The organism is Saprospiraceae bacterium (genome assembly GCA_016709995.1).
Lineage (GTDB): Bacteria > Bacteroidota > Bacteroidia > Chitinophagales > Saprospiraceae > JADJLQ01.
In genome coordinates, this window is the sequence record JADJLQ010000001.1 from 662,940 (window position 1) to 686,079 (window position 23,140).

The 23,140-nt window shown below is 41.0% G+C and carries 20 protein-coding genes; 3 read left to right on the forward strand and 17 right to left on the reverse strand.

Going from position 1 to position 23,140, the window contains the following annotated elements; translation table 11 throughout:
- Positions 1 to 120: 120 nt before the first annotated feature.
- The gene (locus tag IPJ09_02800; GenBank protein ID MBK7370370.1) at positions 121 to 3,489 is read left to right on the forward strand and encodes an AAA family ATPase; all 3,369 of its coding nucleotides are present in this window, start codon (positions 121 to 123) and stop codon (positions 3,487 to 3,489) included.
- Here IPJ09_02800 and IPJ09_02805 read toward each other — a convergent pair.
- From IPJ09_02805 to IPJ09_02870, 14 genes are all read right to left on the reverse strand, one after another.
- The gene (locus IPJ09_02805) at positions 3,472 to 4,065 is read right to left on the reverse strand and encodes a DUF697 domain-containing protein (GenBank protein ID MBK7370371.1); all 594 of its coding nucleotides are present in this window, start codon (positions 4,063 to 4,065) and stop codon (positions 3,472 to 3,474) included. The genes IPJ09_02800 and IPJ09_02805 overlap by 18 nt on opposite strands.
- A gap of 149 nt (positions 4,066 to 4,214) precedes the next feature.
- A complete protein-coding gene (queE, locus tag IPJ09_02810) occupies positions 4,215 to 4,841 on the reverse strand; it encodes a 7-carboxy-7-deazaguanine synthase (GenBank protein ID MBK7370372.1) in 627 nt (208 codons plus the stop codon).
- Position 4,842: 1 nt separating this feature from the next.
- Positions 4,843 to 5,229: a RidA family protein gene (locus IPJ09_02815; protein MBK7370373.1), complete on the reverse strand. Its 387-nt coding sequence runs from the start codon at positions 5,227 to 5,229 to the stop codon at positions 4,843 to 4,845.
- Between the two features lie 3 nt (positions 5,230 to 5,232).
- Complete coding sequence (locus tag IPJ09_02820) at positions 5,233 to 5,811, reverse strand: TlpA family protein disulfide reductase (protein ID MBK7370374.1); 579 nt, start codon at positions 5,809 to 5,811, stop codon at positions 5,233 to 5,235.
- A gap of 12 nt (positions 5,812 to 5,823) precedes the next feature.
- Complete coding sequence (locus tag IPJ09_02825; protein ID MBK7370375.1) at positions 5,824 to 6,387, reverse strand: HAD-IIIA family hydrolase; 564 nt, start codon at positions 6,385 to 6,387, stop codon at positions 5,824 to 5,826.
- Positions 6,384 to 7,079 carry a nucleotidyltransferase family protein gene (locus IPJ09_02830; protein MBK7370376.1) on the reverse strand — a complete coding sequence of 232 codons (696 nt, stop codon included), beginning with the start codon at positions 7,077 to 7,079 and terminating at the stop codon, positions 6,384 to 6,386. The genes IPJ09_02825 and IPJ09_02830 overlap by 4 nt, the downstream gene beginning before the upstream one ends.
- Positions 7,076 to 7,654 carry a D-sedoheptulose 7-phosphate isomerase gene (locus IPJ09_02835; GenBank protein MBK7370377.1) on the reverse strand — a complete coding sequence of 193 codons (579 nt, stop codon included), beginning with the start codon at positions 7,652 to 7,654 and terminating at the stop codon, positions 7,076 to 7,078. Before IPJ09_02835 ends, IPJ09_02830 begins: the two co-directional genes overlap by 4 nt.
- A gap of 6 nt (positions 7,655 to 7,660) precedes the next feature.
- On the reverse strand, positions 7,661 to 8,686 hold the full coding sequence (locus IPJ09_02840) for a dehydrogenase (protein ID MBK7370378.1): 1,026 nt from the start codon (positions 8,684 to 8,686) through the stop codon (positions 7,661 to 7,663).
- A 48-nt stretch (positions 8,687 to 8,734) separates the two neighbouring features.
- Complete coding sequence (locus IPJ09_02845) at positions 8,735 to 9,865, reverse strand: glycosyltransferase (protein MBK7370379.1); 1,131 nt, start codon at positions 9,863 to 9,865, stop codon at positions 8,735 to 8,737.
- Positions 9,862 to 10,800 (reverse strand): glycosyltransferase, encoded by a 939-nt coding sequence (locus IPJ09_02850; protein ID MBK7370380.1) that lies wholly within the window; start codon positions 10,798 to 10,800, stop codon positions 9,862 to 9,864. Before IPJ09_02850 ends, IPJ09_02845 begins: the two co-directional genes overlap by 4 nt.
- Positions 10,801 to 10,872: 72 nt before the next feature.
- Positions 10,873 to 11,406: a DUF4199 domain-containing protein gene (locus IPJ09_02855; GenBank protein ID MBK7370381.1), complete on the reverse strand. Its 534-nt coding sequence runs from the start codon at positions 11,404 to 11,406 to the stop codon at positions 10,873 to 10,875.
- Between the two features lie 33 nt (positions 11,407 to 11,439).
- Positions 11,440 to 12,702, reverse strand: a complete 1,263-nt coding sequence (locus tag IPJ09_02860; GenBank protein MBK7370382.1) for an amidohydrolase family protein — start codon at positions 12,700 to 12,702, stop codon at positions 11,440 to 11,442.
- Between the two features lie 10 nt (positions 12,703 to 12,712).
- Positions 12,713 to 14,737 (reverse strand): BatA and WFA domain-containing protein, encoded by a 2,025-nt coding sequence (locus tag IPJ09_02865; protein MBK7370383.1) that lies wholly within the window; start codon positions 14,735 to 14,737, stop codon positions 12,713 to 12,715.
- Between the two features lie 94 nt (positions 14,738 to 14,831).
- The gene (locus IPJ09_02870; GenBank protein MBK7370384.1) at positions 14,832 to 15,125 is read right to left on the reverse strand and encodes a hypothetical protein; all 294 of its coding nucleotides are present in this window, start codon (positions 15,123 to 15,125) and stop codon (positions 14,832 to 14,834) included.
- A gap of 127 nt (positions 15,126 to 15,252) precedes the next feature.
- On the opposite strand from IPJ09_02870, the gene IPJ09_02875 reads away from it, so the two are divergent.
- A complete protein-coding gene (locus IPJ09_02875) occupies positions 15,253 to 16,203 on the forward strand; it encodes a J domain-containing protein (GenBank protein ID MBK7370385.1) in 951 nt (316 codons plus the stop codon).
- A 19-nt stretch (positions 16,204 to 16,222) separates the two neighbouring features.
- Here the strand turns inward: IPJ09_02875 and IPJ09_02880 are convergent, their stop codons facing one another.
- A complete protein-coding gene (locus IPJ09_02880; GenBank protein ID MBK7370386.1) occupies positions 16,223 to 17,512 on the reverse strand; it encodes an aminotransferase class V-fold PLP-dependent enzyme in 1,290 nt (429 codons plus the stop codon).
- A 73-nt stretch (positions 17,513 to 17,585) separates the two neighbouring features.
- Positions 17,586 to 20,822, reverse strand: a complete 3,237-nt coding sequence (locus IPJ09_02885) for a CHRD domain-containing protein (GenBank protein ID MBK7370387.1) — start codon at positions 20,820 to 20,822, stop codon at positions 17,586 to 17,588.
- A 282-nt stretch (positions 20,823 to 21,104) separates the two neighbouring features.
- Between IPJ09_02885 and IPJ09_02890 the strand changes: the two genes are divergently transcribed.
- Positions 21,105 to 21,710 carry an HAD family phosphatase gene (locus IPJ09_02890; GenBank protein ID MBK7370388.1) on the forward strand — a complete coding sequence of 202 codons (606 nt, stop codon included), beginning with the start codon at positions 21,105 to 21,107 and terminating at the stop codon, positions 21,708 to 21,710.
- On the opposite strand, the gene IPJ09_02895 is transcribed toward IPJ09_02890, so the two are convergent.
- Positions 21,707 to 23,134 carry a glutamate synthase subunit beta gene (locus IPJ09_02895; protein MBK7370389.1) on the reverse strand — a complete coding sequence of 476 codons (1,428 nt, stop codon included), beginning with the start codon at positions 23,132 to 23,134 and terminating at the stop codon, positions 21,707 to 21,709. The genes IPJ09_02890 and IPJ09_02895 overlap by 4 nt on opposite strands.
- Between the last annotated feature and the right edge of the window lie 6 nt (positions 23,135 to 23,140).

A 23,140-nucleotide genomic window follows, 5' to 3' on the forward strand; every position in this document is an offset into this window, starting at 1 on the left:
TAATATGAAATGCAAATATACTAAACCATTTATAGGAATTATAGCGAGAAGGCTGATTTAATTTATCCCAACTAGCTAAAACTTGATGAGATGGGGTAAAAGATCTATTTTTACTGTTACATGATAGAAGGTAAAGAGGCTATTTCCGCTCTGATATACCAGGAGTTGGATGATATTCAAAAAAACGGATTTGACGATCCCTTCAAATCAATATCGCGGCTTTATCAGGCAGTTAATTATTTTTTTAACCGCATCACCGTTAATGAAAAAATATATTTCACCACTTTGTTTTCAAGAATGGTGTTTGCAGGATTGCATTTTAAGATTCCAAGGCGAGATCTGTCGTTATTGCATCATTTTAGAAAAATGGCCCATCAATCTATTTATAATCAGGAGATTTCGCAAAAATTTAGTGGAGAGCAGCTCATTCAGTTAGGTGTATACAGTCTAAATAATGTGGCAGCTTATATCTGCCAGGTGCCTTCACCTTTGGTTTTTATGGATTGGGAGCAAAAAAGTTGGGACCAATTATTTAAAGAACCCAAGTTTGGTAAAATAATATCCCAATGCAGGGTGCTGATCACCCAAAAAGGAAATGAAGAGCATATATTGACTGGAGTCAGTGAGGAGTATCCACATCATGCAGTGCATATCAAATACCATATAGCCGGCATCAATGATGCACAGACGGAGATCGTCAAATCTTATTTGGAGTTGCAACCATTGCCGGTTTCTCTCCAGTTAATAGATATAGAAGTCGAGGAGGATGGGAGCTGGATACCACATCAATTGGTCGTGGAGCCTGATTATCTCGTAGATGTGACCTCTGTTGCAGAATGTTTTAAAGATTTTGGGGTGCTGACCTGGTCATACCTGTTGAATAAATTTAAGCCCAAACCTTCAAGTCCAAGTATACTTTTGGGTAATGCAGCCAATTTTTTCCTCGACGAGATCCTCGTAGATCCTGAAGTAGCGTTTAATGCCCTCATGAAACTTTTCTTTAAGTTATATCCTCTTGAATGCACCATCCTTGAGGACAAAGAAGTCCTGGATCTGAATGTCAAGGCCAGAACTCATTACCACAATCTTAAGAGGGTGATCCTCGAAGAGTTTAAGTCTTTGGGCATAGAGTCAGATGGTATTTATCTCGAACCTACTTTCATCTCGGCTATCTATGGTCTTCAAGGCAGGTTAGACTTATACCACGAAATCCCGGACAAAAATATAGCTCATATCGTAGAGTTAAAGAGTAGTAAGCCGTATAAAACCAACGCTTACGGCATCAATGCCAATAATTATATCCAAACTCTGCTCTATGATTTATTGATACGGTCTGTATTTAATAATAAGCTGAAGTTGTCATCATATATCTTGTATTCTCAGCAAGATAATAAAGCTTTGAGGTTTGCACCTCCGATCAAAGCTCAACAGATAGAAGCCCTCGGTGTTCGAAATGAGTTGGTCATCATGGAATTAAAATTGTCCAGGACTAAATTGTTGTCGGAGATGCTGACCAATCTGCACCCAGGCATTCTTCCATTGCAGCAAGGATTTATAGCCAATGATCTACAGGATTTTAAGCTATTTTTTGATGCTATGTCTCCGAAAGAAATGGATTATCTTTTGGAATATGCCAGTTTTATAGCCAGAGAACATCATTTGGCTAAAGTGGGGGAGCACAGTGATGAATCTAACAATGGTATGGCAGCTCTATGGCTCAATAACCGGCTGGAAAAAGAAGAAAACTTTAATATACTAAGCCACCTGGTTTTTAAATCTGAAAAAATAAGTGGTGAAGATCACCTCCTTATATTTCAGAGGACGGATGAATCCAATGAATTGGCCAATTTTAGGCAAGGAGATATAGGGGTACTGTATCCTCATACTATCGCAGGGGTTTCCGCTTTGGAGCATCAAATATTTAAATGTAATATCATCGAATTAAAAGATGATACCATCACCATCAGATTACGCAATAAACAGAGAAAAAATCAAGTCTTTACTAAATGGACTCACTGGAACCTCGAACATGATCTCATTGATAGTAGTTTTCAGGTTTTATATCGGAGTCTTTTTGAATTTTTATCAGGAGATTCAGTGAAAAAACAACTCCTTTTCACTGAGATACCCCCAGCTAAGCCTCCAACAAATGAAGTTGATCTGCGTTTGCCGGATGATCTAAACATAGAACAAAAACTTATTTTAAAAAAGATCATAGCTACCAGGGATTATTTTTTGCTTTGGGGCCCACCGGGCACAGGTAAAACAAGCATCATGCTGAGATCTCTAGGGCAGTATATGATCCAACACACCGGCGATCATCTATTGTTCATGGCATATACCAATCGTGCTGTCGACGAGATCTGTGACGCTTTACTTTCCGCTGGTCTTGATTTTCTTCGGATTGGGTCACGACATACCTCGCAGAAAAAATTTTGGAAATACTTTCTTGACGAGCAAGCAGGAAGCATCGAGCGTCGGTCAGAATTTAGAAACTTAATTGCATCTAATCGAATCATCGTCGGGACACTTTCCTCTATCAATGGTAAGTCAGAATTGTTCACTTTGAAAAGATTTGATTGGGTCATCGTAGATGAAGCTTCACAGATTTTAGAACCCATGTTGGTTGGACTTTTACCTCGAGTTAAAAAATGGGTACTCATTGGAGATCATCGACAAATGCCTGCGGTAGTGGTGCAGCGAAGAGAAGATAGCGAGGTACAATCTGCCAACCTTAAAGATATAGGTTTGACCAATCTCAGAAATTCGCTATTTGAAAGATTAATGAATCAATGCAAGTCCTACCATTGGTATTGGGCCTTTGATATATTGCGTGAGCAGGGTAGGATGCATCAGGACATTATGGAATTTCCCAGTAAACATTTTTACCAGGGGGAGCTCAAGGTGCTGGAACATCCTGAGATCAAGGCTGAATTGCAACAGCCACTGGCTTACGATCTTGATGATGACTGGAATCAACTTACCTTGCAAATAGCCCATACAAGGATGCTATATCTTCCGACACCTACTGACAATCAAGGCAAATCAAAAATAAATTTATTCGAAGCTCAAAAAGTGGTAGACTGTATACAATCTATCCTTCAATTATTGGCTTTCAATCAAATACCAGTAAAATATGAGACCATAGGAGTGATCACTCCATATAGAGCTCAGATCGCTCAGATTCGGAAAGTCATGCAGGATCGCGGTATGGAGCCAGATAAAATATCTATTGATACGGTAGAGCGCTACCAGGGAGGGGCCAGAGATATAGTGATTTTTTCTCTCTGCACCAATCGATTCAGTCAGTTGCAAAATATGATCTCATTGTCTGATGATGGCGTGGATAGAAAACTAAATGTAGCACTCACGCGAGCCAGAAAACATCTCATCATCCTTGGCAATGAAGAGATACTCAGCAATTATGATATTTATAAAGACCTGATAGCCTATTGCCGGAAAGTGGAAGGCTCAAATACGACTAAGTAATTTCTCTTTTTGGGCCTGGTACTCTTCTTCCGAAAGAATCCCTTTCTCTTTAAGTGCCTTAAGTTTTTCTAAAGCAGAAAAAATCTCTTCTTTGGATTGGTTGGAGCTGGACTTTTGATCTTTATCAACCCTCACACTAAATTCTTTGCCTTTTTCAAACTCCTGCTTGTATTGTTGTTTTGCTTTTTCAGCATCAAAATCACTTAGGCTGCCCCCTTTGCCAAAATGCTGAATAAAAACCTGCCCTACAGCATAGGTACTGGCTCCTGATAGTATAGACATGGATGCACTCCCTAATATAGATCCGATGATGGGTATGGTTTTGACAGCACTGGCGGCGAGTCTGGCTATAGAGGTGCCTACCAGTGAAGTCACCAGGCTTTTACCCATTTGTTCATTAAAATCCACTCCATATAACTTTGATAGAGATCTGATCATATTAATTTGAATACCAGTCACAGCTGCAAAGTCGACAAAAGGGATAGGGATAAGACCACCACCAACAGCAAGCATAAGATGGGTCTTTACGATCTCTTGAGCAAGTTCTGTTTTATTATCTTTAGAGTTATTATCCATCATTGAGTTTAATTTTTTACCAAATTTAAAGGCCTGCTTACCGCCATTCATTAATATTCGACCAATTTCACTGTATGTTGACATGTACTTACTACAATTTCTGTCAAAACATAGTTCCTGTAGATTTTCTTTATCTACCACAACATCTGTCAGGGAATGTCAAGAATCTTATGAGTTTGTAAGCTTAGGCTCCACTGGGGATGAGCCAAACAATATTCTACAGAAATTTTTGTATTGTATTGGCTATCAGGGCCATCCATCGGCTGTATGCTAAATCGTTGGAATTTTAAATGCTCAAATTTTGAAGGTAACGCATCATTTTGAGGGTAGACTAACTTGAGTTCATGACCCTGCAGGATGACCAATTCTGCACTTGATTTAGGGCTGACGGTGATCCAATCCAGACCTTCAGGCAATGGGAGCGTACCATTGGTTTCAATCGATATATAACATCCGGCATCGTGCAATTTGTCGACGAGGAGCTGATCCATCTGCATAGCAGGCTCACCACCAGTACATACCAAAAAGGGTTGGGTGCTTTGATCTTGCCATAGAGATTTTATTTTGATGATTAGTTCTTCGGTGTTATACTTTCCTCCTCCTTCACCATCCACTCCCACAAAATCTGTATCACAAAATTTGCATACAGCAGTCAGACGATGTTTTTCATGCCCTGACCAAAGATTACATCCGGCAAACCGTAAAAAAATAGCTGGTCTTCCGGTATGATGACCTTCGCCTTGAAGCGTGTAAAAAATTTCTTTAAGTGCGTACATATCAGGATACCACAGCAGTAGCTTCTATCTCAATCAAGATATCAGCATCTATCAATGCAGCTACCTCTATCATGCTCGTCGCAGGTTTAATAGTACTAAAAAATTCTCCGTGTGCCCTGCCAACTTCTTCCCATAGTGAAATATCAGTCACATACATACGGGTACGGACGACATCATCGATGGAAGCACCAGCTTGCTCTAATGCAGCCTGAATGATCTGGATGCAAGTTTTGGTTTGTACATATATATCGCCCTGGCCCTGTAGCACACCTTCTTTCATAGCAGTGGTACCAGAAACTTCAATAATATTACCAACTCTTACAGCTCGACTATAACCTATTATATCTTCCCATTTTGCTCCGGAGGATATATTTTTCCTGGTTGACATATTTTAATTATTTGATTTTAAATCTGTGAGTAACATTTTAATGTGTGCGATTGTTTTCACAGGCACTGAAGCCGCTTCCTCAGGTATGACCGCTCTAATGATGCCTTTTCTATCCGCAATAAAAAATCGTGGCGTACCCAACTCTTCACCATAAATAGCTTCCCCTAAAAATGCTCCATTGGGCACCACAGTGAACTCAATGTTTTGATCCTTAGAAAAAGCTTGAATTTGCGATCGTGATTCGTCTCCAAAACTTAGTAACTCTGACTTTAATCCATCGCACTCTCTGTTCAATTCGTTGATATAGGGTATATATTCTTTGCAGATTTCACTCTCACTACTCCAGAAAAAGATCACCAGGGACTTGCCATAATAATTGCTGATCGTTCGACTGATTTGATTCAAATCATTTGCCTGGAAACCAGGTGCCGGTTTTTCCATAAACGAATTTGCCATGTCTTCCACTGGTGGAGAAAACTTTGGTTTTTCAACTTTATACCCTTCCTTTACGGTCGTGAGTTGGCTATAAGTCAGCATTGGCAAACATACTAAGATGGATATCAGCGTATAATATCGTTTCATGTTTTCCTGGGTTTAGCTTTTGAATTTTCCTGTAAAATCTAGTACAAAAATACGGTAAAACTCCATCAAATCATGGCAAGTATAATCTGCCTCGGTTTGGATGTCAGCCATTTTTTCGTCAATAAAAACGGTCTTCATTTGAAGTTTTTTGCCAAATTCGATATCTGAGGGAGAATCCCCAACCATTATAGAATACTTAAAATCAAGGTCTGGAAAATCACTTTTAGCTTGTAAACCCATCCCGATATTGGGTTTTCTACACGGAGGATCGTCCTCTGCCAGGTCGGGACAGAAGTAGATCTCATCGATAGAAGACTTGTTTTTTCTGGTCACCTTTTTTAAATGTTTATGAATAAAGGATAAATCTTCCAAATTCATGAGGCCTTTACTGATACCTTGCTGATTGGTCACCACAAAAATATATTTTACCAGGGGCCGTAAAAGATTTAGCGCTTTAAGTGTTTTTGGCAAAAACTCAAATTCGTGCCAGACTTTGACATAATCATCAGGCAATCTTTTGTTGATGACACCATCCCTGTCCAGAAACAAGGTCCACACTACTTCTTTCTTTTTCATTTTAAACTCAAAGTTTGAATACGGTGATAATCTTCCGGAATGCCTATGTCGATAAAAGTTCTTCTTGACTTATAACCTCCGATTTGCAGATGACTTGCTTTTTTTTCGAATATCTCCCGCTCAAGAGAAAATGGTTGGCCGATTTTAAAACCTGATAAGACGGATCTATTCATCATGTATATTCCACCATTGATATATCCTTGAGCTTTCCATTTTTTCTCGCCAAATGCATGTATAATATTCCTTTGGTCTATGGATGCCGCGCCATACCGGTCAAAATTTTTCATCATTTTGATGCCGATCGTGACATCATTTGCAGCATCCATATGGTGATTGGTCATGCAGACCAGATCAATTGGGAAATACGTATCACCATTGATGATGGTCACTGAATCTTCTTTGACCAGTTGCCAGGCTTGCCAGATGGCGCCACCAGTACCAAGTGGAGATTTTTCAATAGAGTAATCCAGGCAAAGATCATCATAGTCATAACCAAAATGATCTACAATAGTATGAGCATGATGTGAAACTGCAAGGATGACTTTTTGGATGTCTTGTGTTTTAAGATACTTCAATATCCAATACAAAAATGGTCGTTTTTGGACCAGGACCATAGGTTTCGGAATAAGATCTTTAGTGATGGTATGCAGCCTGGTACCCAAGCCTCCTGCCAGGACGATTGCTGTTTTCAAGGGAAAAGCGCGGTTTCTACGATTTCACAGATAATATGGCCCAGAGTAATATGACACTCTTGAATTCTAGGGGTGTCTTTCGAAGGTACATTGATGAGTATATCAGCAAGAGCGGCGATGTTGCCCCCGGTCTCTCCGGTGAGTGCCACACAGGTCATTCCCAAGGCTTTGGCAGCTTCAAAGGCTTTGATAATATTGATCGAGTTTCCAGAAGTGCTCAATCCGAAAAGAATATCACCTGTTGCACCACTTCCTTTGATCAGCCTCGAATAGACTTGATCAAATCCATAATCATTTCCTACTGCTGTTAGGTATGAAGTATTGACATGCAGTGCTTCAGATGGTAAAGGGGGACGGTCTTTGTAAAACCTTCCCGAAAACTCAGCTGCTAAATGCTGCGCATCGGCTGCACTACCCCCATTGCCACAAAAAAGCACTTTGTTTTTATTGCGAAAAGCTTCGATACAGATGGTAGCGGCGCGATTTACGTTTAATATGATATGAGGGTCATTTAAAACAAGTAGTTTGACGCCAATGCTAGCCTTGAGGACTTCTTTTATTTTTGACTCAAACATATAATTTTATTTTACTATCCATGAAGTCATGCCTTGTTGTACGAAATTAAAGGGTTTAAATACACCACCCATAGGTTCCAATGCTTTGATTACCTTATATCGACTATTGTTTGGAGCATAAAGCATCAAAAAACCACCACCACCTGCTCCTGATATTTTGCCACCGGTAGCCCCATTTTTGAGTGCCAATTCATAGATCTCGTCTATCAAAGGATTGGTTATTCCGACTGCAGTCTTTTTCTTTTGCTGCCAACCGTAGTCCAGTATTTCTCCAATATCTTTTAGCCGACCTGTGAGCAAAGCCTCTTTCATGAGTATCGCCTGTTCTTTCAGTTTATGAGCTGCATCCAGCGATTGCTCTTTTTTGCCTGTAAAATTGGAGGCTTGTTTTTCGATGATGGTAGAAGAAAGTCGTGAAGTACCTGTATAATAAATGAGCAGATTTAACTCTAACTCCTGGTAATATTCAGGGCGAATTCGTAATGGATTTACGATCACCTTTTCGTCAGCATAGAACTCCATAAAGTTGAAACCACCGAAGGTGGCTGCATATTGATCTTGTCTCCCTCCGGCGATTTTCAGATCGGTTCGTTCAATATCATAAGCAGTCCTGGCTATATCATAATCTCCCAGTGGCAGTTTTAGCCATTCCTTAAAAGCCCCAACCATGGCTACGGTTACCGTAGAAGAAGCGCCTAACCCGGATCCTTTAGGCACATCTACATGGGTACTCATACTATAAGCCGGCAACTTTCCCTTATGATTTGCAAAGATTCTATTGTGGCATCCTTTTATTAAATCCAGAGTGCCATCTATCTTAATATATTTAGTTTTACGATGGGTCATAGACTCATCCAGGTCCAGGGATTCAAATTTGATTTTTTCTGAGGTATTAGGTGTGATAGTGGCATGAGCATAAATACTGATGGTAGCGTTGAGTATCGCTCCTCCATAAATATCTGCATAAGGTGATACATCAGTGCCTCCCCCTGCAAGGCCTATCCTCAATGGTGCTCTGGCTCTAATAATCATCAGTCAAATATACTACAATACATTATATTACATTTATAACTCATATGTCTATTCATCCTTCTGACCGGCACCTAATGCTGCATTGGCCATATGAGACCAGGCATATTGTTTTCTTACAACTTCCAGGTTATGCTCAAAACTCTCTGGTTCTGGATGCGCCAGGAAAGTTGTGATAGCGGAAGCGATAGCCACTGAATTAGGCTCTGCCACATAACCAGTATGTCCATCACTGATGATTTCGTGGAGACCGCCAACTTTGGTCACGACGGCAGGTTTGAGAAAATGGATAGCTATCTGTGCAATGCCACTTTGAGTAGCCGATTTGTAAGGTTGGACGATCAAGTCCGAAGCGGAGAAATAATATTTTACATCTTCGTTTTTAATAAAATGAGTATGTAATATTAGTTGATCATTGATTCCTAAGTTTTCTCTGAGCTTATCATAAGGTGCTGAATCGACATAATACTCACCGGCTACAATAAACTTAACATCTTTCTGATCTTTTAATAGTGAAATAGCTGCGAAAAAAAGATCCAAACCTTTGTAATCCCGGATAAAACCAAAGAATAAAATGTATCGATAGGTCGGGTCTAGCTTAAGATACTGTATAGCAGTTGATTTTGGTACAGCATCTCCGTAATTATCATATATAGGATGCGGAATAAAAACGGCACGCTTATGGGTTTCAAAGTGAAGCAAGTCCGCACCTACCTGGTGCGACATAAAAATAAATCGATCGATGCTTCCTAAAAAATACCGGGTAAATAATTGGTCACCGGGTCTTTTTTCATGGGGAATAACATTGTCCAGGATACACACCGTTGAGGTATTTGGCAGCCTTGACCACCTGATGACCGTCCCAAGACATGGACCCATGACAGGTAGCCAATATTTGCAAACGATAAGATCAGGTTTTAGACTTTTTATCTTACGACTTGCAATGATCCAATTGAACGGATTAAAAGAATGTACCCAGCGTTTGATATCAAGATCAGGGGCGGGATCATCACTCATTTGTGATTTACCTGGAAATAATAACGTAGGATATTGAACTGAAAAAGTAACAATATGTACTGTATGGCCCATTTTAATAAATTCCTCAGCCAACCTTTCGTTAAAAGCTGCCAACCCTCCTCTAAAAGGAAAGGCAGTGCCGAGGATCACGATGGTTTTCATCATCTTATTCGTTGTTCTATCTGATAGCTTGACTTTTGATGCGAATTTCGGGTGACAAGCTCTGCGATAAAACCTGACATAAAAAGTTGAATACCTACTATGAGCAAAAGTATCCCGAGGTAAAACATGGGTCTGTTTGCGATAGAAGTAAAATCAAAAAATAATTTGCCAATGGTCAGATATCCCAACAAAAAAAAACCAACAAAAAAAATCAAGATACCAAAACTGCCAAAAAGATGCATTGGTTTTTTGCCAAACTTTCCAACAAAAAGGATGGTGGCCAGATCGAGGAAGCCATTGATAAATCTTTCGAATCCAAATTTTGTCTGGCCATATTTTCTGGCCTGATGCATGACTACTTTTTCTCCAATTTTATTGAATCCTGCCCACTTGGCGATCACGGGTATGTATCGATGCATTTCACCATCAACCGTTATATTCTTAACCACTTCTTTACGGTAGATTTTCAAGCCGCAGTTCATATCATGCAATTTGATCCCCGACATTTTGCTGGTGGCAAAATTGTATAACTTAGACGGTATGTTTTTTGAGAAAGTATTATCAAAACGCTTTTTTTTCCAGCCGGACACCAAGTCGAGTTTTTGCTCCGTGATCACCTTGATCAAATCTGGTATTTCATCCGGACTGTCCTGAAGGTCAGCATCCATGGTGATTACAAAGGAGCCTTCGCTCGCTTCAAATCCAGTATTAAGGGCAGCGGCTTTACCATAATTTCTCCTGAATTTAATACCCCTGACATGGTCATTTTCTTTAGAGAGAGCCTCTATGACACTCCAGGACTGGTCTGTGCTGCCATCATCTATAAAAATCAATTCATACTGATAGTTGTTGGCAATCATGACCCTCCTCAGCCAGGATTCGAGTTCTGGCAAGGATTCAGCTTCATTGAGCAGTGGAATTACAATCGAGAGATCTATCAAAAGTGTTGATGTATATGATCCTGCAAAACTAACTATCTCTTCTAAATATGAAGAAATTATTTAATATAATCAGCTGAATTCCGGTTTTTCATTCTTCATAATCAGGCCTACAATGAGTGAAATGATGGCACCACCAATGCCATAACAAGCCAGATTGGCTGCCATGGATAACATTGGGCTTTTCATAATGCTTGTCATTTCTTTTGCCTTTTCTATTTGATCTTCATCCAGGCCCTGTGCTTCCCAGGCTTCTTCCATTCCTGCCATGATGCGATCCATATACCCAGGGTCGATGAATTGAGTATAAATCAGGGAAACAAGCCCGGCTATAAGAGCAGATAACATGATGATACCCATGCCCAAAAGCATACATTGCCCCAGTGAGATAAAGCCCTCCTGCATTTCATCACGGTGCTTTCTTACGGCTACTACCACCAGAGCAATCAAAACAGCCAGATTTAAAAAACCCATCGCCATCCCAGCCATATTTGAACCGGGTTTGGCAAGGCCTGTTATCGTAAATATCAAAAATACCAGGCTGCTGACGAGACCACCAGTGAGGCCATATTTCCAGATTAAAGGACTAAGTTGTGTTTGATTCATCGTACTAAATTTTCTTAAATATAAAAAAGAAAACTAGTTTGTAGCCAGCCAGGCTTTATTTTTTGAGATAGTAGCCAGTACCTTACCTTTAAAAGAACTGCCCATAAAGGGGCTGTTTATGGTGGGGGACAAAATATCTTTTTGATCATAAACCCATTCATGTTCAGTATCAAATATGGTAAGATCAGCATTACTTCCTTTGACCATGGTTGGAAAAGTCAGGTTCAAAATCTGCCTTGTTTTGAAGGCAGCTTTATAGGCCCAAGCTTCAGGACTTATAATGTTTTTGGTATTAAGGGCTGCAAAGCAAATCTGTAAACCTAGTGTACCTGCATCTGCGTAAGCAAACTCAAGGTCTTTCTTTTCTACTTCGAGTGGAGTGTGGTTAGAACAAATGATATCTAAGACGCCATCCTGAATCCCTTTGATCAGCTCTTTACGGTCTTTTTCAGTCCTCAACGGAGGCGATTGCTTATAAATAGAATCAAATTGTTCTAATACATCATCCGTATGGACCAGGTTGAGATAAGATACAGATGAAAATATTTTGTCATTCGATTTTTTAGCTTGTTTTATCAGCGAGACTGACTCGTCAGCTGATAAAAGATGTGCCAGGTACCTGCAATCGCTGTACTGAGCAAGGCGTAGATCACGTTGTAACATGATCGTCTCAGCCATGGAAGGAATACCCTTAAGACCAAGCCTTTGAGAGACGGCTCCTTCATGCATCAGTCCCGGGCCGGAGATATTTTCGTCATTTGGATGATTGATGATAAGCCCTTCAAAGTGTTTGGCATAGATCATAGCTCTCATAATGACACCAGGGTCGTAGACAGGGTGTTTGCCATCCGAGTAAGCTATGGCCCCGGTTTGATGCATATCGATCATCTCCGCCAGTTCCTTCCCTTGGCAGTTTTTGCTGATAGCCCCTATAGGGATTATTTCTGTCTGCAGCGGTCTCGATTTTTGTTTAATAAATTCTATCTCTGATTTGCTGTGAAGCGCAGGTTTGGTGTTTGGAAAAATCGCTAAGGTAGTGTAGCCACCAAAGGCAGCTGCCTTTGACAGGGTGTTTAAAGTCTCTCTGTGCTCATAGCCCGGTTCTCCAGATTGTGCACCTATATCAACCCAACCAGGTGATACGAACAAGTTTTTACCGGTGATTTTATCGGGAGTATTTATTTTTTTTTGATCTATCGAAACTATCTTGCCGTCAACCACCCGGATAGTAACTTTTTGGCCATGATACTTATGATCCGGGTAGAGTAGAGTAGCCTGTTCTATGACAATATCCATGATCGGTTTATTAAATTTTCCAAAACCTTAGCAGCAAGGATTCGATGAGTAAAAAGAATAAGGTGCCTCCGATAAACCACTTCCAATACGATTGTCCATTCTGCTTATTTTTAAACCAGGCATCGAAAGCGGCGGTATCTCTTTGTTCTATCACTTCAAAATTGGAGCCGTAAATGGTTTTTATTTGGTCTTCAGCTAGGGTGCTCAGATCAGATTCCTTTCGATTAAAATTGAAAGCTACCTTGCCAATGATCGAATCTTTCAAGTTAAGGGTATAATTGCCAGCTGCTTTAATAGATTGTGAAAGGTCTACCACAGTCCGGGTGCCCAAGGTCCTTTGTTGAGGGATTAGATCATCACCAGATTTTGATTTTAAATGGATGATGTCTTCAGATGACCGACCATATTGATTGAGTTCGATGACTTCATCCTGGCCGATCGTGCGCATGATTTTATCAGATTTGTTTTTATTCAATGCCATTCTGAAAATCATTGGGATGAATATTTCCGGATTTCTACTTAGATCTGACCACTCACTTTGCAAGGGACTGGAGCAAATATATAGTGCATTATTGTCTACTTTTATTTTGGATAGAAATGGTACTTCATCCGGAAACGTGAGTATATTTTCTTCGCCTTTTGAGCCTTTATTTCTTATATATCTTCCTTGAGTGGAAGGCAATCTCATGTTGGAACTTACCTTGCTGTATACATCTTTAAAGGTAAATTCATGGGTGTTGATGGATGAAACTGTGATGTTTTTTTTCTCGAATTTAACATAACTACCTGCACCAGCCTGATTGGCAAAATCGGATAGGGATTTGATATCAGCAGTTGGTCCCGGGAACAATAACACATTCGTGCCCTGTCCTAATACCGTGATTAATTCATTGGCCAAGCCACTGGAGATATCGTTGATGTCATCCAGTATAATGAGTTGATATTGTGCAAATGAAGTGTAGTTGACATTTTTCAGTGATTGGTGAGCCACAATGGTTGAAGGCAGACTTTGTAAAGCTGTGAGGAGATGATCGTTAGCTACGGATGGAGATATGACCAATACATTGAGCCGGGCATTCACATTAAATGTAAGAAAGAGTTTGTCGTCAAACTGTACCGGAAAATCTGTGATCTCCAATTGAACATCTTGCCATCCAGCCCGGTCTATAATGATCTGTGCGGTGTCTATTTTGCTTTCGCCTGCTGCCAGGTTGATCGTGCCCAAAGGTTTGGACTGATTGTTTTGTATTACTGATATCCTGGCTTCCTGTATAGCCTGGTCACCATAATTCCTTATTTTGAATTTAAGGAGATTGGGCTGGCCGATCCATTGAGCCGGAGATTCAAACCAGGCACTGTCTATAGCCACATTTCGCTCCTGCACACTTTGGAGAGGGATCAAAAACGATTTGACCAGGGTATCTGGCAGGTTGGGAAGGTCCATAATGGATCGCTGAAAGTCAGAAATGAGATACATTGGGTGGTTGCCTTCGAATTTTAATATCGTAGAGCGAATACGCTGATAAGCTTCATTTAAGGTATGTACCGAAGCTGTTGGTTGGATTTCATCTATAAGTGTGATAGCCTCCTCCTGGTGAACCATCCTCATATACCTACCATCAAAGTCATGGGTCAATACCATAAATCTATCCTGATTGCTATAAGACTCGATGATAGTACGCGCTCTTTGCTTGGCCTGGGATATTAACGGAATGTCCTGGCTGAGGGCATTCATACTATAAGAATTGTCTACAAAAATACCTACCTGGTTCTGGGCGTATTTTTCTTGAGCGGATGTTCTGATAAAAGGTTGGGCAAAAGCCATTACTAACAAGGCCAGGGAGGCCAACCTGGCTATCAATACCAGCAGATTCTTAAGTTTTGACCTTGCACTGGTCTCATCCTTGACCTCTTTTAGGAATCGTACTGAAGAAAAATAAACTTTTTTATACCGTTTAAAATAAAATAGGTGGATAATGATCGGTATCGCTAATGTTCCTAAGGCCGCTAGAAACCACGGAAAGAGAAATTGCATATCAGGGCAAAAATAATTAATATGCTTGTTGTGGAAAGTTTAAAGTTTTCTACAACTGGTGGAAAGATCTAAAAAGTAGCTTGGAATCGCTTGATTAGGCATGTTTTTTTCTCGAAGTACCTTTATTGGCCATAAAACCCCAACCACCACTACCAAATAAAAAGCCTAGAGCATACCAACCTCCGTTGTTATTGGGCGCATACATATGTACATGCTCATCGAATAAGGAGTATAATAGTCCTGCCGGTGCAATAATTCCGTGCCATAATCCCTCCCAAAATCCATATATATGGCCGGTGAGGCAAGCAGAGACATCGGTATCGGTCTTGGCACATGAACTTATTACTAAACTAAATACTACTATCAGAATGGTCGTTTGAATTCGCATGACAAAGAGATTATTTAGATTTTTAACAGTTGTTTATAGAGTTTAGTTCTTAGTTTGCAAATTTCCTGCAACTTCTGGAACACCATTGATTCAGAATTGGTTTACATAGTACAAAGCTGAACAGAAGATGAATTATATAGATTATTATCAAATATTGGGTATCGCTAAAAGTGCAAGTGCCGAAGAGATACGAAAAGCCTACCGGAAAATGGCAAGAAAACATCATCCGGACTTAAATCCTGGTAATAAAGAGGCTGAAAAGAAATTTAAAGAGATCAATGAAGCCAATACGGTATTGAGTGATCCTGAAAAGAGGAAGAAATACGATACCTACGGTAAAGACTGGGAGCATGCTGATGCTTATGAGCAAGCAGCCAGACAAAGGGGAGGTTCAGCCAGTGCTAATGGTGGCAGAGGGCGGGGTTCATCCCGATATACAGTGGATGGCAACGATGTAGATCCTGAGTTCTTTTCAGATTTTTTCCAATCCATGTTTTTTGATCAAAATGATATGTTCAATGGTGGCCGAACGGCCAATGGAGGAAGAAGAAGTACGCAACAAAAAAGTCCCAGAGGCATTGATTTTAAAGCCTCTCTCAGTCTGAATCTTGAAGACATCATCGTTGAAGAATCCCATGTATTGGAAGTCAATGATAAAAAAATCAGGCTCAAGATACCTGCCGGTGTAGAAAATGGCCAGACTATCAAAATAAAAGACCAAGGAAGTTCTCAAACCCCAAACGGGCCCAAAGGCGACCTTTATCTGCAATTCGAGATCCCTCCTCATCCTATTTATAGAAGAGAAGGGGAGCACTTATATAAGGAGCAGAATCTGGATATGCTGACAGCTGTACTAGGTGGAGAAGCCAGTATAGATACACTTTATGGTCCGGTCATGGTTAAAGTAAAAGCAGGTACTCAATCTGAAAGTAAAATTAGGATTAAAGGTAAAGGGATGCCGGTCTATAAGTCCGATAAAAAGGGTGATTTGATAGTCACGTATCACGTAGTCATTCCTCAGGCATTAAGCCAGGAAGAAGAGCAACTTTACAGGAAGTTGTTATCTCTTAAGAAATAGCTTTTAGCATCTAATTATGTTATGCCTTCGAACATTTCTGTATGGCTTCAACCAAAATATCCAGATCAGAAGTCATAGTGTATACGTTGGGAGTAATGCGAACACCTGATATGTTTTCCCAGACGATACCCACAGTGTGGATTTTATATTTTTCAAATAGGAAAGCGTCGATTTGAGCTGGGGTTTTGCCATCGATCTGCAACAAACCTATGGCACATCCAAATGCTGGTTTAAGGGAAGTCCCAATATGGACACCAGGGGTCTCCAACGCTTTCTGGGCCCAATAGTTCTTTAGATAATGAAGCCTTTGTTGTTTTCTCTCAATGCCTATCATTTGATGAAACTGGATCGCCTGTCCAGTAGCCTGTTCGATATGGAATGGGCGGGTTCCCATATTTTCAAATTTTCTAATGTCCTCACTTTCTGGCTCGGGAGCGGCAAATAAGGGATATAGTTCCTTGATTTTGTCTTTTTTGACATACAACATACCTGTCCCAATCGGGGCACTGATCCATTTATGCAGACTGGTCCCAAAATAATCACAATCAAGGTCTTTGAGGTCATATTGGATGTGCCCAAACGAGTGGGCTCCATCAAGCACTACTTCGACTCCTCTGCTATGGGCCATTTGAGCTATTTCTTTAGCAGGCATGATCTGCCCCATCCAATTAATAATATGCGTGAGGTGAATCACCCGGGTGTGGCTGTTGATGGCATCCCGATAAGCGTTGATTAAAATGTTTTTGTCTTCCGTGGGAAGTTGGTGATCAAGCCATTTAAGAACGATTCCGTCCCTATGAGCTCTTTGCTTCCAGGCATTGATCATATTGGGGTAATCTTGCTTACATAAGATCACTTCGTCTCCTTTTTGGAGTCTCAGACCAAAAATGACTGTTTCCAAGGCCTCCGAGGCATTACGGTGCAAGGCAATTTCTTCTGCTGGTACACCTGCCAGGGCAGCCAGTTTTTTTCTAAGTGGTTCTCTGCCCTGGTCTAAAATACGCCACATATAATAAGAAGGAGCCAGATTGCTCAATCTGGCATTGGTCTCCACCGCATCTTGTACTGACTTTGGTGCCGGAGCGACGCCTCCATTATTGAGATTGATCAGATTAGGATTGACCGTATATGCCTGCTGGATCATATGCCAAAAATCTTCATCTGCGGCCAGATCCTCAGCTGCAATGTGGTCGTAACTTTTAAGAAAATCGAAGTAATCGGATTCGATCTTCTTGCTTTTCCAGGGAAGTAGCAACCCCAGTCCACCGGCGTAACCGGATTGTTTTAAAAAATTCCTTCTGGTATTCATGAGTTACAGCATAAAAAAAATCCCCACCGACTACATCGATGAGGATTCTAAGGTATAAATAATTTAAAAAGAATTAGCTTTTAACCAATTTGAAATAAGCTACCTGGACTCCTTTTTGATAAAATTGTATAAAATGGGTACCAGTTGGATAATTTGAAACATCCAATTTAAATTGATTGACGCCTGTGGTGACTTGGAGTTTTTTTCTGGTCAAGGTCCTGCCGGAAAGGTCTATGACCTGCATGTCCAGTTCTGCAGATTTTAGTGCTTTCATTTCGATAATGGCTGTTTCGACTGCAGGTACAGGATAGACCGCCATTGAAAATGATTTGGCAAAAGCATCCAGTACATCGGTAGTAAATGCTCGAACAAAAATGATTGGACTAGGTGCTCCTATGGTATTTAAGCTACCGTCAGAAGCAATGATCCGATTGTATGATGTGATCGAACCTCCCGGAGGTACACCTGCAGCGGACAAAACACTATCGATGGAAGCGTAGGTAGTCGAAAATGATGTGATGGGACCTAAAGCAGCGGTGCTTAAGATTATACTAAAATCAGGAAACACGGTGTTCTGGATTTTATAAACCACCGGGTTACCATCAGGATCAGTCGAAGCAGTCCAGGAAATAGCTGATGTAGAGTCAGGCACTCTTAAATCAACTTTGACCGTATCTGTTGGAGCAGGAGCAGTGATGGCAGCTGCTGTGGGAAAGAAATTTGCCTCTGGAAGCAGCTGACCTCTGATCTCTCCGCCTGGTGAAGTAGTCGTATGAACATTGACATATAATCCCTGAGCATTGATCAAAGAAAGTTGATCTGCAGTCAAAGTATACTTATTACTATCTGCCAAAAATTGGCCACTTTTATTGTCAGCTGCTGCCTTGACTTTTAAGCCAATCAAAACTGCACCATTGACGCCATTGACCCCATTGTGAATATGTGCTCCTCCATTAAAATCACCTATTAATCCAGAAAATGATCCTGAAAGGGTGAGCTGATTTCCGACCAGTTCCACTTTTACAGCACCAGTAGCATTACTCACTTTTGAAGGAATTTCATTGAGTGCACTCAGACTGGCTGTGAAGGTTGCATTGGTGAGATTGAGTAAGTTGCCTCTTATTTCTCCTCCGGGAGCTTTAGTGGTATGTACATTGGCATAATAAAACCTATGTCTTAATGAATCCAGTCCTCCTGCACTAAGGCCTATAGTATTATTAGCCGGAAAAAATTGTCCACTAAGGCTATCGGTATTCATGTTAGGAAATAGCGAATATCGTACTCCTGCATTCGTGCCGGTAAGCCCGTTATGAATATGTGAGCCACCATTCCACTTGCCTCCCAGGCTGGCAAAAGAACCATGGAGCAAAGCGGTCCGGGTAGCTCCGCTGGCGATTTCGACAAACACGGCACCATTTGCATTGGTATTGATTGGTGTCGTCTCACTAGACCCGCTGAGTCTGGTGAAAAAATAACCAGCTGCCTCTCCATTTAATTGAGCTCTTACTTCTCCTCCGGGCGCCTTCGAAGTATGAATATTGGCGTAAACTCCTCTTGTTTTTAAAGTGTCAATAAAACCTGCTGTCACGTTATATGAATTATCAACAGCTTCGTACGATAGACTTAAGCTGTCAGCTGCACTGAAGGAGGGTTTAAGTGCTATCGAAACTCCTCCATTTGTTCCTGCCTGACCTTTATGCAGGTGTGAAATCCCACTTCGATTGGCTTTATCAAGTAATTTTTCAGCATAGCCTGATAAAGTCAATTTTGTACCATTTACTTCAGCGACTATATTTCCTTTTCCAGTACTAATAATTGGTTTGTTTTCCTGCATTCCTGAGAAAAACCCAAACAATACAAATTGACATTCAGGTAACACTTGACCTCGAATCTCACCGCCAGGGTAGTTTACCGAATGCACATTGCCATATAATCGCCTGGCAAAAAGATCATCTAAATTGGTAGAAGTTAATTTGAATACATTGCTATCCCCTGAATAAGTGCCACTTCTAAGGTCGGAGGCCGGTGTTGATTTCAAAATGAGCTGAATTCCTCCGTTTAGGCCTGCTAACCCCTTATGTAAGTGATTTCCGCCATTCCAATTGCTCTCTAATCCGTTAAAACTACCCGTAATGGATAGCGTTGAATCAATCAGGTTTAGAGTCAAAGCTCCTCCCGCCATAGAAGGAACTGGAATAGGCTCATAAGCTCCTGAAAAATGTACTCTAAACCTGGCAGTGCTCATAGGGGTTACCTGACCTCTGATTTCGCCACCTCCGTAGCTATTGGTGTGGATATTGGCGTATAATTGACTGGCTTTAAGGGCAGCAAGTTGAGCAGGAGTAAGATCAAAAGAATTGTCAACCGCCAAATATTGTACAGATGTACCTAAGGAGTCTCCTAAGGTTGGTTTTAACTCTAATTGAATACCACCATTTTGTCCTGCAAACCCTAAATGCAAGTGACCTCCCTGCCTGATTCCTGTGTTGACTCCGCTAATCAAACCTTTTGCACTACCGCTGATCACTAGTTTTGTGCCAATCAGTTCTGCTACGACAGAGCCATGACCTGGTGACATGATAGAAGGGTTTTCCTGGTCCCCGGTGAGGTTGGCTTGAAAATAAGCGTCTGACTCCGGCAGCAGTTGGCCTCTGATTTCGCCGCCTGGGGCCAGGGTAGTATGGATATTGACATACAACTCTCTGGCTTTTAGTTGATTCTTTTGATCTGCTGTTAAGACTACTGTGTTCGAGGCCGCAACAAAAGAGCCAGATTTTTTGGAGGCATCAATAATTGGATTCAGCGTAATTGATATAGCACCACTGGTTCCTGCAAAACCTCTGTGAATGTGAGCCCCAGTACCCGCAGCAGGAGTATGATCACCACTCAAATTTTTAAAACTTCCTGATAATTTCAAAGTATCTCCGATGAGAACTGCTTTTATATCACCCGTACCAAAACCTGCAAATGGAAATTCTTCTTGCATTCCTGACATTTTCGCGATATAAGTGTCACCTATTTTTGGTAAGCTCACATTGATACTACCCTTCATACCAAAGATAGAATGCGGCTCACACACATAATATATAATGCCGGTATCTTTCAAGGCAACTTTACCTCCTCCAAAAGGCAATAAAAATCCTCCGTTTGACACAGATCCATTCGCATTCCACACCGTTTTGGATACTTCGACCACATTGTGTTCACTCGAAAGTTGAAAATCGATAGTATCACCTAAAAAAGCGTTGACCGAATTTGGGGTAAAGGTTTGTCCATTATTAGTCACAATGATGGTGGTTGATCTCGCCACCAAGGCTATTGTTAAGCAAAGAATTATTAAAAACAATGATTTTTTCATATTGCACTCGGGTTTATTGTAGTTATAACGGTATGAGTTAAGAATTATTTAAAACTATATTATCTTAATTATTAATACATTATCTAGAAAAAGCTGGATTGCTAAATCTTAATTTATCTTAATTATTCATTTAAAGACTACGTATTTCAATTAGCTTAGGTTGCCTTTTGGCCAAGGAACTAGAAGTAAATATTTTAAACTAGGTTATTTTCGTCAAAAATTTGGATTTAAAAGATGAAGCAAACTATCGTTTTTGACTTAGGTGGGGTACTGATTGATTGGAATCCAAGGCATTTTTTTAAAACTGTATTTGACAAGGAAGCCGAGATGGAGTATTTTCTCCATAATATATGTACTAATGATTGGAACGAATTGCAGGATGCAGGTAGAAGTCTTAAAGATGCCACAGACATATTGGTGCGACATTTTCCTGATTATGAGTCACTTATACGCATGTATTATGGTGAGTGGCGAAAGATGTTACATGGAGCCATCCCAGGAACGGTGGATATTCTGAGTAAGCTTAAATCTAATGATCATAGAATACTGGCCTTGACTAATTGGTCACAGGAGACTTTTCCGGTAGCCAAAGAAATCTTTGAGTTCCTGGGATGGTTTGAAGATATCCTGGTATCCGGTGAGGAGAAACTTAAAAAACCCGACCCTGCCATTTTTAATCTCCTCATCCGCAGGTATCAACTGGAACCTGCAAAGTCGATTTTTATTGATGATAATCTCAGAAATGTTGTCGCAGCCCTGGAGGTAGGACTGGATGCAATTCACTTTGTTTCGCCTGAGATTTTAGTCTCTGAATTAAACAAAAGAGGTATAGTCATTTAGGCTGAGGCAAGATATTCTCCTACCGCTTTAGCAGCTTCCCGACCCTCTGCAATAGCCCATACCACTAAGCTCTGACCTCTACGCATATCTCCTGCTGAAAAGACTTTGGGATTAGAGGTCTGGTAATTTTGATCGGCTACATTGCCTCTTTGATCTACTTTGATATCTAGTGAAGCCAGCAGACCTTCAAACTGAGGATGCAGATATCCCATAGCCAGGAAAACAAAATCGCATGGCAGGATTCTTTCAGTGCCAGGCATTTCGACCATTTTATTTTGGCCAGTTACAGGATCTTTTTTCCATTCGACCTCTATGACCTTAAGTCCATTGACTCGCTTGTCGTCAGATGACAAGAACTCTTTGCTGAGCACCGCCCATTGTCGATCACAGCCTTCTTCGTGAGAAGATGAAGTACGTAAAATCATCGGCCACTCCGGCCAGGGGTTGGTCGCAGTACGGTCGGAAGGGGGTTTAGACAATAATTCGATCTGAATGATTTGCCTGGCGCCTAATCGCGCACTATTGCCTACGCAGTCGGAGCCGGTGTCACCACCACCGATCACCAGTACATTTTGGCCGTGTGGGTTGATCTCTGTTGCAGGATCGATTGCCATGCCTGCATTCCTGCGATTGCACTGTTCGAGGTATTCCATGGCAAAATGGATGCCTTCAAAAGATCTACCAGGTATGGGTAGATCTCTGGGGATGGTTGATCCTCCACAGACTACCATCGCATCATGATCGGCTAGAAGTTTTTGAGCATCAATATTTTGGCCTACGTTGGACTTGGTCTTAAACTTTACTCCTTCGGCCTCCATAAGTTTAAATCGGCGGTCCAAAACCCATTTTTCCAATTTAAAATCCGGGATGCCGTAACGCATCAGACCACCTATTTTGTCATTTCTTTCATACACGGTGACATCATGACCCTGTTGATTTAACTGATCTGCACATGCGAGGCCTGAAGGTCCGGACCCTATGACTGCAATCTTTTTGTTGGTTCGGTGTTCGGGAATAGATGGAGTAGCATACCCATTTTCATATGCTTTCTCGGCTATAGATTTTTCAATGTGCTCTATCGTCACCGGAGTAGAATATAAGCCTAAGACACAGCTTGCCTCACATGGAGCCGGACATATTCTGCCGGTAAATTCAGGAAAATTGTTAGTGCCTTTTAAAATAAAAAAAGCTTCATCCCATGCTCCCCGATAGACTGCGTCGTTAAAATCCGGGATCACATTGCCCAAAGGACAACCACTGTGACAAAAAGGGACTCCACAGTCCATACACCTGGCAGCTTGATGGAGGGTATGGTCTTCAACCTGTGGTAAATAGATCTCCTTGTAGTCATGTAATCGATCAGCAACCGGTCGGGCCACTGGCAATTCTCTATCATATTTTAAAAAACCTCGTGGATCTGCCATGATGGA